The 17,262-nt window shown below is 36.4% G+C and carries 13 protein-coding genes; 5 read left to right on the top strand and 8 right to left on the bottom strand.

Annotated elements, in window-relative coordinates:
• Positions 1–28: 28 nt before the first annotated feature.
• The 8 genes from MKJ01_RS02035 to MKJ01_RS02000 form a co-directional block, all read right to left on the bottom strand.
• Positions 29–1,621: a SulP family inorganic anion transporter gene (locus MKJ01_RS02035; RefSeq protein WP_241611322.1), complete on the bottom strand. Its 1,593-nt coding sequence runs from the start codon at positions 1,619–1,621 to the stop codon at positions 29–31.
• 140 nt (positions 1,622–1,761) lie between these two features.
• On the bottom strand, positions 1,762–2,061 hold the full coding sequence (locus MKJ01_RS02030) for a hypothetical protein (RefSeq protein ID WP_241611323.1): 300 nt from the start codon (positions 2,059–2,061) through the stop codon (positions 1,762–1,764).
• Between the two features lie 24 nt (positions 2,062–2,085).
• Positions 2,086–2,754, bottom strand: coding sequence for a carbonic anhydrase (locus tag MKJ01_RS02025; RefSeq protein WP_241611324.1), 669 nt, complete (start codon positions 2,752–2,754; stop codon positions 2,086–2,088).
• A 261-nt stretch (positions 2,755–3,015) separates the two neighbouring features.
• A complete protein-coding gene (locus tag MKJ01_RS02020) occupies positions 3,016–3,684 on the bottom strand; it encodes an NAD-dependent epimerase/dehydratase family protein (protein ID WP_241611325.1) in 669 nt (222 codons plus the stop codon).
• Positions 3,685–3,742: 58 nt separating this feature from the next.
• The gene (gene rfbA, locus MKJ01_RS02015; RefSeq protein ID WP_241611326.1) at positions 3,743–4,606 is read right to left on the bottom strand and encodes a glucose-1-phosphate thymidylyltransferase RfbA; all 864 of its coding nucleotides are present in this window, start codon (positions 4,604–4,606) and stop codon (positions 3,743–3,745) included.
• A complete protein-coding gene (locus MKJ01_RS02010; RefSeq protein WP_241632447.1) occupies positions 4,603–5,040 on the bottom strand; it encodes a hypothetical protein in 438 nt (145 codons plus the stop codon). The genes rfbA and MKJ01_RS02010 overlap by 4 nt, the downstream gene beginning before the upstream one ends.
• A gap of 1 nt (position 5,041) precedes the next feature.
• Positions 5,042–6,121: a dTDP-glucose 4,6-dehydratase gene (gene rfbB, locus MKJ01_RS02005; protein WP_241611329.1), complete on the bottom strand. Its 1,080-nt coding sequence runs from the start codon at positions 6,119–6,121 to the stop codon at positions 5,042–5,044.
• A 4-nt stretch (positions 6,122–6,125) separates the two neighbouring features.
• Positions 6,126–7,439 carry a UDP-glucose/GDP-mannose dehydrogenase family protein gene (locus MKJ01_RS02000; RefSeq protein ID WP_241611330.1) on the bottom strand — a complete coding sequence of 438 codons (1,314 nt, stop codon included), beginning with the start codon at positions 7,437–7,439 and terminating at the stop codon, positions 6,126–6,128.
• Positions 7,440–7,656: 217 nt separating this feature from the next.
• On the opposite strand from MKJ01_RS02000, the gene rimP reads away from it, so the two are divergent.
• The 5 genes from rimP (at position 7,657) to MKJ01_RS01975 (ending at position 17,202) form a co-directional block, all read left to right on the top strand.
• Entirely contained in the window at positions 7,657–8,124 is a 468-nt protein-coding gene (gene rimP / locus MKJ01_RS01995; protein ID WP_241611331.1) for a ribosome assembly cofactor RimP, read from the top strand.
• A 16-nt stretch (positions 8,125–8,140) separates the two neighbouring features.
• Positions 8,141–9,376, top strand: coding sequence for a transcription termination factor NusA (gene nusA / locus MKJ01_RS01990; RefSeq protein WP_241611332.1), 1,236 nt, complete (start codon positions 8,141–8,143; stop codon positions 9,374–9,376).
• 76 nt (positions 9,377–9,452) lie between these two features.
• Positions 9,453–12,464 carry a translation initiation factor IF-2 gene (gene infB, locus MKJ01_RS01985; protein ID WP_241611333.1) on the top strand — a complete coding sequence of 1,004 codons (3,012 nt, stop codon included), beginning with the start codon at positions 9,453–9,455 and terminating at the stop codon, positions 12,462–12,464.
• Between the two features lie 298 nt (positions 12,465–12,762).
• The gene (locus MKJ01_RS01980; RefSeq protein ID WP_241611334.1) at positions 12,763–15,741 is read left to right on the top strand and encodes a SusC/RagA family TonB-linked outer membrane protein; all 2,979 of its coding nucleotides are present in this window, start codon (positions 12,763–12,765) and stop codon (positions 15,739–15,741) included.
• 6 nt (positions 15,742–15,747) lie between these two features.
• The gene (locus MKJ01_RS01975; protein ID WP_241611335.1) at positions 15,748–17,202 is read left to right on the top strand and encodes a RagB/SusD family nutrient uptake outer membrane protein; all 1,455 of its coding nucleotides are present in this window, start codon (positions 15,748–15,750) and stop codon (positions 17,200–17,202) included.
• Positions 17,203–17,262: the final 60 nt, after the last annotated feature.

Below are 17,262 nucleotides of genomic sequence, written 5' to 3'. Positions count from 1 at the left end.
TTAAATTAAAAAAATAGTAATAAAGAGCTTACATGGCTCTATTGTGGGTAACTACGATGTGAGAATCTTCATCCCTCTCATAATCCCGGTATGATGTTTTAAAACCTAACAGTTCTACATTGATATCTTCTTCTTTAGCCCGGATATTGGCAAAATCCTGAATCATTTCCAAGACATCCGTAGCGATATAGGAAGTTCCCCGCGCATCAATCGTTACAGCAGAATTAGGCTTGATGTTTTTCAGGGTTTTCTTAATCGCAGCTTTATTCAGGAATGAAACTTCTTCCGCAAGCTTTATCATAATCCCGTCTGCATTATTCAACTTTTCACGGCTCAGATAATAGGCTCTTTTCATATTTCCCTGAAGGATATAGAAAACGGAGATCGCAAGCCCTATTCCCACACCTTTTAATAAATCTGTTGCCACAACAGCTACAACAGTCGCCACAAACGGAATAAACTGGAATTTTCCCAAATGCCAGAAATGTTTGAATGTTGCAGGCTTGGCCAATTTATATCCTACCAAAAGTAATACCGCTGCTAATGTAGCAAAAGGAATTAAATTTAATACAACAGGAATGGAAATTACACACAGCAACAGTAAAAACCCGTGGATGATGGCTGATGCTTTGGAGGTAGCTCCGGCATTGGCGTTCGCCGAACTTCTTACCACAACCGAAGTCATAGGAAGGCCGCCAATAAAAGCACTGACGAGATTTCCTATTCCCTGAGCTTTTAACTCTAAATTCGTATCGGTAATTCTCCTTTGCTGGTCGAGCCTGTCTGAAGCTTCTATACAGAGCAGGGTTTCAATAGATGCCACCACAGCGATGGTGGCACCTGCAATCCATACTTTTCCATTCGTGAAACCTGAAAAATCAGGAAGGGTAACAAAATTTTTAAAATCATCAAGAGACTTCGGGACCGGTAAGGAAACCAAATGTTCTGATCCGATTGCCAGAGAGCTGCCGGAAAGTTTAAAGATTTCATTTAAAAGAATCCCTACCACTACGGCAACTAAAGCTCCGGGAAGCATTTTCAGCCTTTTGAGCATATGAATTTTATCCCAGGCAATCAGAATAGCAATTGAAACCAATGTAACAATAACAGCTCCCGGGTGAAGAGCCCCCAGCAATTCCGTAAAGTATCCGAAATTTAAGCCGTTGTCAAAAATAGATTCATGTCCTTCGTAATCTTTATCGAATCCCAGAGCGTGGGGAATTTGCTTTAAAATAATAATGATTCCGATTGCAGCAAGCATGCCTTCAATGACGTTATTCGGGAAATAATTCGAAATACTTCCTGCTTTTACAAATCCTAAGACCAGCTGAATAATTCCTGCAATAATTCCTGCACAAAGAAAGATTTCAAACGTACCAAGTTCTGTAATGGCCGTCAGGACAATGGCTGTCAAACCTGCTGCCGGCCCAGAAACCGATATATTAGAGTTACTGATTGATCCTACAACCAAGCCTCCTACAATACCCGCAATAATTCCGGATAGAGGCGGAGCTCCTGAAGCTAATGCAATTCCCAGACAAAGCGGGAGTGCTACTAAGAATACAACGAGTCCTGACGGAAAATTCTCCTTGATTCCTCCTATTAATGATGTTTTTTTCATAATGTAAACTGCTGGAATAGAACTGACTTATCAAGCTTTAATAAATCAATTATAAAAGATTGAAAATTTAAATTTTAAAACGGGGGTGTATTCCATATCAAAACCTGATATGAATAATAATCAAAAAATCTGTTTTATGATTAAGCTTCCGGAGGCGGAGAAAATATAGTCAGTAAGGGCGAAAGATGAAAGGAATCATCGATCAGTACAAAAGATCTGCCTTCTATGGAAGGCTCAAAAAACTTCAGAAAGTCATAGACATTTAAAGTTTTCGGTAATGTCTTTTCGTAAACAGTAAAAGAGGTAGGATGAGAATGAGGCTCTTCTTCATTAATCACAATATTGGTTCTGGAAAGTTCCCAGCCGAATACAGCAGCTATACTTGGTAAGGCTGTAAAATTCAGGAAAAACAATAATGTAATAATACTCCAGATTTTCATTTCACAATTTTTTTTGAAAAACTATTATTGAGTTTTTCTGCTCATTACCCAGTCAGAACTCGTAAGGTTGTAGATCTTCTGGATGTCTTTTAAAATCTTTTCGAAATCAATCTCAAGATCAATAATCTTACCTGTTCTGAGGTCAAATACCCATCCATGTACAACAGGAAATTCTTCTAAAATATACCTTTCCTGTACACATGCCATTTTAACCACGTTAATACATTGTTCCTGAACATTCAGTTCCACAAGTCTGTCATAACGTTTGCCATCATCTTCAATAGCATCCAGTTCGCTCTGGTGAATTCTGTAAACATCCCGGATGGTTCTCAGCCATGGATTGAGCAATCCAAGATCCTGAGGAGTCATCGCAGCTTTTACACCTCCACAGTTGTAATGGCCACAGATAATAATGTGTTTTACTTTCAGATGTTCTACGGCATACTGAATAACTGCTGTTGAACTCATGTCCAAAGTGTTCACAATATTGGCGATATTTCTGTGAACAAAAACTTCACCCGGCTTTGCACCCATTAATTCTTCAGCTGTTGCTCTGCTGTCCGAACATCCTATATATAAATATTCAGGATTTTGGGTCTTTGCCAGCTCTTTAAAAAAATCCGGGTCTTCTGCAATTTTAGATTCTACCCATTTTCTGTTGTTTTCGAAAATAACTTTGTACGATTGTGGCATAATTTATTATATATAATTATTTATTTCGTGTAAATTATTTCCAAATTCAATAGACTGAATCAATAACAATACAAAAATATAATTTTTGTTTAAAAAGCAAACACTTTTAACAAAGTTTAATATTAAAATATGCTTAAAATCATACGGTATATAGCATGATTATGAGATAACAGCAATTGATTGCTGGTTAAATCATTTCTAATATTATTATTGTTAAATTAAGATAGAGTCTGCTAATCTTGGTAAGACTATAATTAGGTATTAAATATATTTTTCTGATAAAGTTGTTATATATTGTTCAGGACTGGTGCCATTAAAGAAATTATTGATATTGTCTTCAAACAAAACTTTATAAAAATCTCCTTCATTCACTTCGTCGTATATGGCTTTCTGTTGTGTCTTTTTTTCAATCACATCAATAATTTCCATTAAATTGTAGTAATAGGGAAAAGCGCAGTTAATCACGCTGTTATTGATGTCTGGACAGGAAACTGATAAAAATTCAGTGATGTCGTCCATGTCAATCAATAATCTTCTAGCCTTACTGTGAACGGTAAATGTTTGATTATGGATAATCTGATTTTTCAGATAATTAAAAAGTGTATTTGGGTTTCCTCCTCTTCCTACAATATTTCCAATTCTAAGGATAAGATATTGTCTGGCATGGCTTTTAATAAATTCTTCCATGGCTAATTTGTGCAAAACATAATGGCTGCCTTGCTTAGACTGGTCATTAATGCTTAAGGTAGAAAAATATATAAATTTATGTTCGCTGTATTTTTTTAAATTATCCTGCAGAAGCGTAAATTCTCTTTGGAATTCGGAGCTCCTTGTTTCGAGGGAATTCGAAACACCGGATGCAAAGAATATATTATCTGCTGTATCTATAAATTTTAATGAATTGGCAATAAGTCCGTTTCCTATGATCATCTTGTGTGTGTTTACCTATCTAATGATTTTAATAAGTTGTTAAGATAAATGAGACATATTATTTTTTTACCAGTTGTTTCAGATATTCACCATATCCGCTTTTTCCGTATTTAGTTGCTGTTTCAAGAAGCTTTTCTTCATTGATGAACTTATTCCTGAATGCAATTTCTTCAATACATCCTATTTTAAAAGCCTGTCTTTTTTCAATCACCCTTACAAATTCTGAGGCATCATTAAGGGAATCAAATGTGCCGGTATCCAGCCATGCAGTTCCACGGTCTAAAACGCCCACTTCCAGTTTTCCTTTTTGAAGGTACACATTGTTGACATCTGTAATTTCGAGCTCTCCTCTTGGAGAAGGCTTAATATTCTTCGCAATTTCCACCACTTCATTATCATAAAAATATAATCCGGGAACAGCATAGCTGGATTTTGGATGTACAGGTTTTTCCTCAATGGAAACTGCTTTAAAATCATCATCAAATTCCACCACGCCATAACGCTCAGGGTCGGAAACATGATAAGCGAAAACGACCCCGCCGTCAGGATTGGTTTTATTTTTAAGCAAAGTGCCCATCTCGGAACCATAGAAGATGTTGTCTCCTAAAACCAAAGCTGCCGCATCATTGCCGATGAACTGCTCTCCCAAAATAAAAGCCTGTGCCAGGCCGTCCGGGCTGGGCTGTACCTTATATTCGATATGGCACCCGATCTGGGAGCCGTCTCCCAAAAGTTTTATAAAACCCGGCTGATCATGAGGCGTTGTAATAATAAGAATATCTTTAATGCCAGCCAGCAATAAGGTTGACAACGGATAATAAATCATCGGTTTATCGTAAACCGGCATTAGTTGCTTGCTTACGGCAATGGTAAGAGGGTAGAGTCTTGTTCCTGAACCTCCGGCTAAAATTATACCTTTCATCTTATGGTTTTTTGTTTTTTTAGTTCTTCTCGTGCGTAACTGTTAAGTTGTGAAATAAGGTTATCGGAAATCATTGGAACATAAGCACCTCTTCCTTCAAGACTTCGATATAGATCATTAATTTTACTTATATCATCAAGAGAAAGATTTTTAAACATACCATAAAAAGCCTGATTGTTTTCAAGAAATTCATCAGGTTTAAATTGCTCATACACTTTTTTTAAATCAGCATGAGAATATTGATCAGAATAAGTAGATAGGGCGCTGGAAAGAAAATGTTTCAGCATTTCATGATAATATGTTTCTTTTATGAAAACATTTATTAATTCTAACTTCTTTCCGTCGGGTTTTTCACTGGGAGGTGGGGGAAATCCCTGGGCAGGAAATATTGTTGGAAATGTAGATAAAGCAATTATAAAAAATATTTTTTTCATCTTAATTGTACTGCTTTTCATAATATTTCTGGTAATCTCCGCTGGTTACATGTTCCAGCCATTCCTTGTTTTCAAGATACCAGTCGATGGTCTTTGCTAAGCCTTCTTCAAAGGTTACGGACGGTTTCCAGCCCAATTCAGAATTCAGCTTTGTCGCATCAATAGCGTAACGCTTATCGTGGCCCGGGCGGTCTTTAACATAGGTAATTAATTTTTCTGAATATCCTGAAGGATTTCCAAGTTTCTCATCCATCTGTCTGATGAGTTCTTTCACCAGGTCAATATTCTGCCATTCGTTGAATCCTCCGATATTATAAGTTTCGCCGGTTTTAGCCTCATTGAAAATCTGGTGGATTGCCCGTGCATGATCGATAACAAACAACCAGTCTCTTGTGTATTTCCCATCCCCGTAGATTGGCAAAGGCTTTTCATTGATGATATTGGAGATACATAAAGGGATTAATTTTTCAGGGAAATGATTAGGCCCATAGTTGTTGGAACAGTTGGAAACAATAAACGGCATTCCATAGGTATTTCCGTAAGCTCTTACCAGATGGTCTGAAGCTGCTTTTGAAGCGGAATAAGGAGATTGCGGATCATAAGAAGTGGTTTCCAGGAAAAATCCCGTTTCCCCTAAGCTTCCGTAAACTTCATCGGTTGATACATGATAAAATAAGTTTTGTCTTTGTTCATTCGGAAACCTGCCGTGCGTATGATCAGGAGTGAGCGTCCAGAATTCTTTGCAGAGATTTAAAAGGTTGGCAGTTCCATTGACGTTGGTATTGATAAAAGCCATCGGATCGGTGATGCTTCTGTCCACATGACTTTCTGCAGCCAAATGAATCACTGCATCAGGAGTATATCTTTCGAATATCGTTCTTAATTCTTCCGGCTTTGTGATATCTGCCTTTTCGAAAATGTAATTCGGTTCGTTTTCAATGTCTTTTAAATTCTCAAGATTTCCTGCATATGTAAGAGCATCAAGATTAATAATCGTTAAATCAGGATTCTTTTTTACAAATTCTCTCACCACATGGGAACCGATAAAGCCGGCACCCCCGGTAATAATTATATTTTTCATGTTTTTAATTTAAAATTGTTTTACGTCCGATACTTTTGTAGTAAAATCCATTCTGCTCAGGAATTTCCAGAGGATACATATTTCTTCCATCAAAAATAACTTTGCTGTTCATTTTCTGGCCCATTAATTTAAAATTAGGGTTTTTAAATTCAGGCCATTCTGTGGCAATAAATAATGCATCTGCATTTTCCAATGCTTCATACATGCTTTTTGAATACCGGATTTTATCTCCTAAGATTTTCTGAACATTACCCTCCGCAATAGCATCGTAAGCAACTACTTTTGCTCCCTTTTCTAGAAGGAGAGCGATATTATCAAGGGATGAAGCTTCACGGATGTCATCGGTATTGGCTTTGAAAGCTAATCCCCACATCGCAATAGTTTTGCCTTCGATGTTTCCTCCGAAATATTTTTCAATTTCAGAAACAAGAATAACTTTTTGGGCAATATTTACATTCTCTGTTGCCTCCAGGATCTGAAAGTTAAAATCTTCCTGCTTTCCGGATTTTATAAGAGCTTTAACGTCTTTCGGGAAGCAGCTTCCTCCATATCCTATTCCGGGAAATAGAAATCTTTGACCGATCCTGTCGTCACTGCCCATTCCTAGTCTTACTTTATCCACATCGGCACCCACTTTCTCACAATAGTTGGCAATCTCATTCATAAATGTAATTTTGACTGCTAAGAACGAGTTAGCGGCATATTTTGTAAGCTCAGAAGATTTTTCATCCATAAAAATAATAGGGATCCCGGTATTGGTGAACGGCTGGTAAATCTTAGCCATGATATCTTTGGCTTTATCTGAGCTCGATCCTACTACTACTCTGGCGGGATTCATAGAATCTTCAACGGCAAATCCTTCTCTTAAAAATTCAGGATTGGAAACCACATCAAAAGGAATCTGCGTTTTTGATGCGATCACTTCTCTTACCTTGTCGGCTGTACCTACAGGAACGGTACTTTTATTAACAATAACTTTATATTCTGTCATCATTTCCCCCAGGTCATTGGCAACCTTAATTACATAAGACAGGTCTGCAGATCCGTCTTCTCCCGGGGGCGTAGGCAGGGCTAAATAGATCACTTCACTTTTGTCAAGCGCCTCTTTTAGATCAGTAGTAAAAAATAATCTTTCCGACTGTATATTCCTCAGGAACATTTCTTCAAGATTCGGTTCATAGATAGGAACAACACCGTTTTTCATCCCTTCTACTTTTTTTTCGTCAATATCTACACAGTATACTGAATTTCCAAGTTCTGCTAAAGTGGTGCCTGTAACCAATCCTACATAACCTGTCCCTACAATAGTAATATTCAAAATTATATATTTAAAAAATTAAGACACAAAAGTAATAAAAATAGCATCATATAAGTCTTTAAGTTGCTGTAAATAGTAAATAACTTATTTAATTGATAATAAGATATTTGCTATTTTAATAAAAATTTGTATATTTGCATTGGATTTACTGGAAAAATATGGAGGCCTTCGGAAGAAAGCCTTTTTTCGTACGGGTAAATCAAGATTTAAATATCGTATGGAGTTTAGAAAAAAAATTGAAGAATTATTAAACGAATTCCTGGCGGCCAGAACAGATTTATTTCTTATTGATTTAAAATTTTCTGCAGGAGATGATATTACTGTGATCTTGGACGGTGATAACGGGGTTTCTCTGCAGGATTGCCTGGATGCGAGCCGCGCCATAGAATTCAACATGGATCGTGAAGAGCACGATTTCAGCCTGCAAGTAATGTCTGCAGGATTAAGTGAGCCCTTGGCGACGCCAAGGCAGTTTGCAAAAAACATAGGAAGAGAAATTGAAGTTTTGCTGAATGATGATGCAACAATTGAAGGAGAATTAGCAAAAGTAGATGAAGAAAAAATAACATTGATCCTGCGCTACCGCAAACCAAAAGAAATAGGTAAAGGCAAGGTAGATGTGGAGGAGGAAAAAGAAATTCCGTACTCTGAGATTAAAAAAGCATTAGTAACAATTAAATTTTAAAAAGAAAAAAGAATAAATGGACAATATAGCGTTGATTGAATCCTTTGGCGATTTTAAAGACGAGAAAGGGATCAGTAAGATTGATCTTATGGCAATTATTGAAGATTCACTGAAGACCCTTTTGAGAAAAAGATATGATTCGGATGATCATTTTGATGTGATTGTGAATCCTGATAAAGGGGATTTTCAGATATTTTTAAATAAAACCATTGTTGAAGACGAAATGTCTGAAGATGATGATCTGGAAATTGAAATCTCTGAAGCAAAAAAAATCGATCCTACATTTGAAGTAGGGGAAGATTTTACCATGGAAATTCCTGTTGCCCAGTTGGGAAGGAGAAATATCCTTACTTTAAAACAGATTTTGGCTACGAAATTGCAGGAACACAACAATGCTATGTTGTACGAGCAGTTCAAAGATAAAATCGGGGAGATTGTAGTAGGAGAGATTCACCATATCCGTCATAAGCATGTTATTTTGCTGGATGATGAAGGGAATGAATTCATTTTACCTAAGGAAAATCAGATTCCATCCGATTTCTTTAAAAAAGGTGAAAATATCAGAGCTATTGTTGAAACAGTAGACTTTAAGGGTTCAAAGCCGCAGATCATCATTTCCAGAACTGCACCTAAATTTTTAGAGAAGCTTTTGGAACTGGAGATTCCTGAGATCCAGGATGGTACGATTATGCTTAAGAAAGCTGTTAGAATTCCTGGAGAGAAAGCTAAAATCGCAGTAGATGCCTATGATGACAGAATTGATCCTGTAGGAGCCTGTGTGGGAGTAAAAGGATCAAGGATTCACGGCGTGGTAAGAGAGTTAAGAAATGAGAACATCGATGTAATTCAGTGGTCTAAAAATCCTGAAATCCTGGTGAAAAGAGCTTTAGGGAATGTTACAATTAATAAAATTGACATCAATGAAGAAGCCAATTATGCATTGGTATATACTCCGGTTGAAGAGATTTCTAAAGTAATCGGTAAGCAGGGACAGAATATCAGGCTGGCTTCATGGCTTTCAGGATATGAAATTGATGTATATAGAGAAGCCAGTGAGGATGACGATGTTGATTTGAGAGAATTTAATGATGATATCGAACAGTGGATTCTGGATGAATTTAAAAAAGTAGGCCTTACGACTGCGAAATCAGTATTGGATAAAGAGACTGAAAGTCTATTGAATATGGTTGATCTTGAAGAAGAAACCATTGAAGATGTGAAACGTATTCTGAGAGAAGAATTTGAAGATTAAAATTTTAAATAAATTTTAATAAACAGTAAAAAAGAAATACTTTAATTTTAAGAATTAAAAACAGTAAATAATATAAATGCCAAAAATTAGATTAAATAAAGCGGTTAAGGAATTCAATATTTCGATGTCCAGGTTAGTAGAGTTTTTACAGGCTAAGGGTATCGAGGTTGAAAGCAATCCTAACGCTCAATTAGAAGAAGCGGCATATTCTGCATTGGAGGCTGAGTTTGCCAAGGACGGCGAACAGCGTAAAGCTTCCCATGAGGTGGTGATCACGAAAGTCCCGGAAGAAAAACTGGAGATTGAAGAAAAGAAAACCCCTGAAGTAATAAGAGCTAAAGCTAATAAACCGGAAACTAAAATCTTAGGTAAAATAGACTTAGAGCCTAAAAAACCTGAGGTTGAAGAAACTCCTGCTCCAAAACCGGAACCTGTGGTGGAAGAGAAAAAAGAAGAAGCTGTACCTACCCCGGAAGTGGAAGTGAAAGCAGCTCCCGAAAAACAGGAATTTAAAGTTCTGGATAAAATAGATTTGTCTCAGATCGAGTCTAGAAATAGACCTGTAAAGAAAGATAAACCGAAAATGGAGGAGAAGAAGGAAGTGGAAAAGCCTGTCGAAAAACCGGTTGAACCTGTAAAAGAAACTCCAAAACCTGTGGCTGAAAAACCAACTCCGGTTGAGGAAAATCCGGCTAAGCCCGAAGAAGAATCCCAGGCCCAGGAATCTCAAAAGATTGAGACTGTTTATCAGAAACTGGATGGTCCTAAAATCGTTGGGGAAAAAATTGATTTAACACAGTTTGCGCCTAAAGGAGCAGGTGCTAAAAAGAAAAGAAAAAGAATTGAAAAGCCCGGAGGACAAAATCCGCAGGGTGGAAACAATAATCAACAAGGCGGTAATAACAATACCCAGGCGGGTCAGGGTAATCGCCCTCAGGGCCAGGGTGGACAAGGAAACCGTCCTCAGGGCCAGGGTGGTAACCGTTTTGGAAACAATACTCAAGGAGGTGGACAGGGAAACCGTCCTCAGGGTCAAGGAGGCCAGGGTGGCGGAAACCGTTTTGGAAATAATACTCAAGGGAACCGTCCGCCGGGTCAGGGTGGAACCAATCGTCCTGCAGGCCAGGGAGGTAACCGCTTTGGAAATAACAGACCCGGTCAGAGAACCATGCCTGTTGAATTGACAGATGAGCAGGTTAAAAATCAAATTAAGGAAACCCTTGAAAAATTAACCAACAAAGGAGGGAAATCCAAATCTGCCAAACACAGAAAAGATAAGAGAAACTACCGTAGGGAACAGGATGAGCGTCAGCAGGAAATTGATGCGCAGGACAGAACATTAAAAGTTACCGAATTCATCACCGTTGGTGAACTCGCAAGCTTAATGAACGTTTCTCCTACAGAAGTAATTTCTGCCTGTTTCTCATTAGGGGTAATGGTGACCATGAATCAAAGACTGGAAGCTGATACCTTATTACTGGTGGCAGATGAATTCGGATATAAAATTGAATTCTCTGATGCAGATCTTGAAGAAGCAGATTCTGAAGATGACATCGACACAGAAGAAAGCCTCTTATCAAGAGCTCCTATCGTAACCGTAATGGGGCACGTAGACCATGGTAAAACTTCATTGCTGGATTACGTAAGGAAAACCAATGTTATTGCAGGTGAATCCGGAGGAATTACTCAGCATATCGGTGCGTACAACGTACAATTGGAAAATGGTCAGAGAATTACATTCCTAGATACCCCGGGTCACGAAGCTTTTACAGCGATGAGGGCAAGAGGTGCTCAGGTTACTGATATTGCAATCATCGTGATTGCAGCGGACGACGATGTAATGCCTCAGACAAAAGAAGCAATTTCCCATGCTCAGGCAGCAGGTGTTCCGATGATTATTGCAATCAATAAGGTAGATAAACCGAATGCAAATCCTGACAATATCCGTCAGCAGCTTTCGGGAATGAATATTTTAGTGGAAGAATGGGGAGGAAATGTACAGGCTCAGGAAATCTCGGCAAAATTCGGTAATAATGTAGATACATTATTAGAAAAAGTTTTGCTTCAGGCTGAAATGCTTGAATTAAAAGCTAATCCGGACCGTGCGGCACAAGGTGTGGTTATTGAAGCATCTTTAGATAAAGGAAGAGGATATGTATCCACTATGTTGGTGCAAACCGGAACTTTAAGAGTTGGTGACTATGTAGTGGCAGGAAAAAATCACGGTAAGGTAAAAGCTTTACTTGATGAAAGAGGAAAAAATCTGGAAGAAGCCGGTCCATCTATTCCTGCAACGATTTTAGGTTTGGACGGAGCACCTACAGCGGGTGATAAATTCCGTGTCTATACCGATGAAAGTGAAGGTAAAGCTATTGCCAATAAGAGAGAGCAGCTTCAGAGAGAACTTTCGATCAGAACTAAAAAGCATACCACTCTTGAAGAACTAGGAAGACGTATTGCTTTAGGTGAATTCAAAGAATTGAATATTATCCTTAAAGGTGATGTTGACGGTTCCGTGGAAGCACTTTCTGACCAATTGCAAAGATTATCGACAGAAGAGATCAGTGTGAATATTCTACACTCCGGTGTCGGGCAAATCACTGAATCCGATATTAACTTAGCGGCTGCTTCGGATGCCATCATTATTGGATTTAATGTGAGGGCAGGTGCTAATGCGAAAGATCTTGCGGACCGTGAAGAAATTGAAATCAGAACTTATTCTGTTATCTATAAAGCCATCGATGAGGTTAAGGAAGCGATGGAAGGAATGCTTTCTCCGGAAATTCAGGAGCAGGTTATCGGAAATGTAGAAATCAGAGAAGTCTTTAAGATTTCTAAGGTAGGAACAATTGCCGGATGTATGGTTCTTTCAGGAAAAGTAACCCGAAATTCTAAAGTCCGCTTATTAAGAGACGGCATTGTGAAATTCGACGGAGAGCTTGAAAGCTTGAAACGTTTCAAAGATGACGTGAAAGAAGTTACCAAAGGCTATGAATGTGGATTGAATTTGAAAGGATACAATGATATTGAACAAGGCGATATCCTGGAAGTATATGAAGAGGTTTCCGTGAAGAAGAAATTGAAGTAATTTCAACAGAATTGCCCAAATAAAACCCCGCTTTTAAAAGCGGGGTTTTATTTGGGCAATTTGTAATAATTCTAAATAGTATTTACAATTATATAGTAAAAGTGTTAAAGAGAAGGTGGTAAATATATTTTTTATAATGGTATAGTAATTTAATGAAAGTCAAAGTTATATATATGTCTGGAACATAAATTATCTAAAGTATATTGCCATCAAATTAATAATGATTTTGAAAAAAAAGTTTGTCAGTGTTAATTTTTATTAACATATTTGTGGTCTTAAAATATTAAAATTTGTTAATATGAATGTAAAATTACGTGTATTAAGTGTTGGTGCTTTATTTTTCTTAGGCTATAATGCTTTCGCACAATCATCTAAGAAAGATACCATTAAAGAGCAAAAGATCGAAGAGGTCGTTGTAGTTGCTTATGGTACTCAGAAAAAGCAGAGTATTACTGGATCTATTACAACAATTAATGCAAAACAGCTAGAAGATGCACAATCATCGAATGCGATACAATCATTAACAGGTAAAGTAGGCGGTGTACAAATTTCTGCAAACTCTGGCCAACCTGGTGATCCACCACAGGTTAGGTTTAGAGGTATTGGTTCATTATCCTCTTCAAACAATCCATTATATGTTGTAGATGGTGTTCCTTATAATGGGAATATTAATGCAATTTCAAATCAAGATATTGAAACTATCTCATTTTTAAAGGATGCATCTGCAAATGCATTATACGGTAGCCGAGGTGCAAATGGTGTTGTGCTTATAACAACTAAGAAAGCTAAGAAAGGAAGGTTTTCTGTTACTTTTGATACTAAATTTGGTGTAAATTCAAGAGCTGTTAAAGAATATGATATAATTACTGACCCAGGCGAATATTATGAAGTTTTTTATAATAGGCTAGTTACTGATGGAGTACATAAGGGAATGAGTATAGGAGATGCATCTACTAATGCAGGGAATACTATGATTTCCGATTGGTTAGGGTATAATAATTATAATGTTGCTGATAATCAAATCATAGATCCTGCTACAGGAAAGATTAACAGAAATGCGAAACTATTATATCATGATGATTGGAATAAAAATTTATTTAAGGATAGAACACGTCAAGAATATAATATTAATGTATCTAATTCATCTGAAAAAAATGATATCTACTTATCATTAGGTTATCTTAATGATGAAGGTTATGTTATAAATTCAGGATTTAAACGATATACTGCAAGATTAAATAATGAGCTAAGGTTAACATCCGATATCAAAGTTGGAGTTAATTTAAACTATGCTAGATCCGAGCAAAACGCACCAATACAAGGAACATCATCTAGTCAATATAGTAATCTTTTCAGCTGGGCTAGAAATATAGCCCCGATTTATCCTATTTGGGCACGAGATACAAACGGGAATTTCTTATTGGATAAATTAGGACAACGACAGTATGATTTTGGAACACTTACTGGGCCAATGGGACTATCTCGTCCATATGGAGGAACATTAAATCCTTATGGAACTACCCTATTAGATATAAAAAGGAATTCTGAAGATAATTTAAGTGGGAGAGCTTATGCTTCTATAAATTTTTTAAAGGATTTTAATTTTACATACAACCTAGGATATGATTTATTAAGTGGTTATTATATTAATTATTCAAATAATGTTGGAGGTGATGCGGCTGGTTATGGTGGTAGTATTACAAATGCAACTACGAATGATTATACAGTAACAAATCAGCAGTTGTTAAATTGGAATAAAAGCTTCGGGAAACATAGTATTAGTGCCATGATTGGTCATGAAACTTCAGATTTTACAAGTAAAATGTTAGCTGGAAGTAAAACTAATATTGCTATTCCGGATTTGCCAATTTTAAGTAATGCAACAAAATTTGGCGGCTTAAACGGTTATAATGATTTATATAAAGTAGAAGGATTTCTTTCGAGGGTAAATTATAATTATGATAATAAGTATTTTGTTAATGCAAGTTTCAGAAGAGATGGGTCATCCGTATTTGCTCCAGAAAATAGATGGGGTAATTTCTTTGGTCTTGGGGCAGCTTGGGTAATTACCAATGAAGATTTCTTAAAGTCTAATGATGTTATTAATAACTTGAAAATTAAAGGTAGTTATGGTGAACAAGGAAATGACAATATTTTATATGCTGGAAGTGTAAATTTAAATACTAGATCTTATTTTGGTTATGCAAGAAATTATTATGCATATGCGTCTCAATTTGAAATTGTACCAGATTCACAAGGTGGGCTAACTATTGTTCAAGTTTATGAAGGGAATAGAAATGTTAAATGGGAAGTGTCAAAAAATCTTAATGCAGGATTTGAGTTAAGTTTATTTAATAGAATTAATATTGATGCTCAATATTTTGAAAGAGGGGTAAAAGATATGATCTACAATAAGCCTTTAGCTCCGTCTACTGGAACGAGATTTATTTCTGAAAATATTGGTGATATGAAGAATAGAGGTGTCGAAGTATCAGTTGACGCTGATATATTTAAGACTCAAAATTTCTCATGGAATTTGTTCGCTAATATAACATATTATAAAAATGAAATCACATTTTTGCCAAATAGTTTTGTTTCAGGATTATTCAAATTTGATAAAGGAGTTGCAGCTTACACCTATTATTTAAGAGAATTTGCCGGAGTTGATGCTACTAATGGAGATGCTTTATGGTACAAGGATGATGCAAATGGGAATAAAGTTACAACAAACGATTATACACAAGCTAAGCAATACTTGAGTGATAAAACATTAAATCCTAAAGCATATGGTGGATTTGGCACAAATGTAAGCTATAAAGGAATTAATATCACTGCTAATTTTGCATATCAATTCGGAGGGTATATGTATGATAATGTATACCAAGGATTGCTTCCTTCTGGTGGAGATAATATAGGACAGAATTATCATAAAGATGTATATAATACTTGGACTCCAACTAATACAAGTGCTGCACTGCCTGCTTTAGATTTATCCAGGCCAAATCAAATGGCAGCTTCTGATCTATTTCTTATTAAGTCAGATTATATCAGTTTGCAAGATGCTTCTATCAGTTATGACTTTAATAAAAATTTACTGCCTGAAGGTCTTACAGGCCTTAGATTTGGTCTTTATGGAACCAATTTGGCAATGTGGAGTAAGAGAAAAGGTATGGATCCAAGATTAACTAGGCTTGGAGCCTCAGGAAACAATGGTGTTTCGTTAAATAATTACGGAGTGGTAAGATCAATCTCTATGGGTTTAACAGTCAAATTTTAATTCAAAATGAAAAAGATAACAATATATTCAATCTTAGTAACCTCTTTATTATTTACAAGTTGTGCTAATGATTATTTAGATACAAATCCTGAATCTACAATTAACGAAGAACAGCTACAAACCTCTCCCGCCGCTTTGCAAGGGTTAATTGATGGGATTTATACGGGACTTAGGACTCAGGGAAATACTAATAGTGGTAATCATGAAGATTATGGTCACAGATCCATGCTTGCAGGATTAGATTTGATGTCTAATGATGTTACAATGGCTAAATCAAGCTGGTACATTAGTTGGTATAATTATACTGGAAGAGTACAAACCAATAGTAGAACTCTTATCCCTTGGAATACATACTATCTGCAAATTAAAACTACAAATACAGTTATAAATAATATTATAGCAGCTGGAATAAATGATAAAAATAAGTATGTTTTAGGACAAGCTTACGCTTTGAGAGCTCTTTGTTACTTTATGCTTGCTAGAATATATGGTCCAACATATGTTGGGCATACAAATGATTTATGCGTGCCTATTTACACTACTGTAGTTTTTGAAGGGAATTCACGAGCTAAAGTGAGCGAAGTTTATACACTTATTGAAGATGATCTTAAAAAATCTATTGATTTGTTAAATGGGTATCAAAGACCTACTAAAGAAAAGATTAATGAATCAGTAGCGCAGGCTTTTTTAGCTGAAGTGTCTCTTGAAATGGGAAAGTATCCCCAAGCAGCTCAGGCAGCTAATATTGCAAAGCAAGATTATCAATTAGGTACAGAAGCTCAATGGAGCAATGGGTTTTATGATCTAAATTTAACTGCCGATGCAATGTGGGGTGCAATAATTACTAGTGAAAATACAAGTTTTGTTGCAAGTTTTCATGGGCATTTTGATAATACTAATGGCAGTGGATATGCTGGAGGTCTAGGAATATATAAGTCTATTGATAAAAGATTATATAATAGTATTGCCGCAACAGATTATAGAAAGCGTGCTTTCGTTTCACCAGTCAGTGGTGATCCTACTTATCCTCAATTACCAGCGTATGCTAACGTTAAATTTATTGATCCAACAGTATCTGACGCAGACTATATTTATTTAAGAGCTTCAGAAATGTATTACATTGAGGCAGAGGCATTGGCAAGATCTGGAAACGAGGCCCAAGCGAAAGTTGTTTTAGCGCAAATAGAACAATCCAGAAATAGTGTATATACACCATCTTCTAATACTGGAGCAGCTTTAATTAATGAGATTATTACTCAAAAAAGAATCGAATTATGGGGAGAAGGAGTAGCTTGGTTTGATATGAAAAGGCTTGGTATAGGCTTGAATAGAATCTATACAGGAACTAACCATCCAACATTCGGACAACTTGATATTCCTGCAAATTCTTCTAAGTTCTTATGGCAGATTCCACAAGCGGAAATTGACACTAATCCTAATATTGTTCAAAATCCTAATTAAGGAATTAATATTAATAATAAATTGATATTTTTATACTAACCCACATTATTTAATGTGGGT

The organism is Chryseobacterium sp. SSA4.19 (assembly GCF_022601875.1).
In the GTDB taxonomy this organism is placed as follows: domain Bacteria; phylum Bacteroidota; class Bacteroidia; order Flavobacteriales; family Weeksellaceae; genus Chryseobacterium.
Note: the sequence above shows the minus strand (reverse complement) of the source record. Positions and strands in the feature narration are given on the sequence as shown.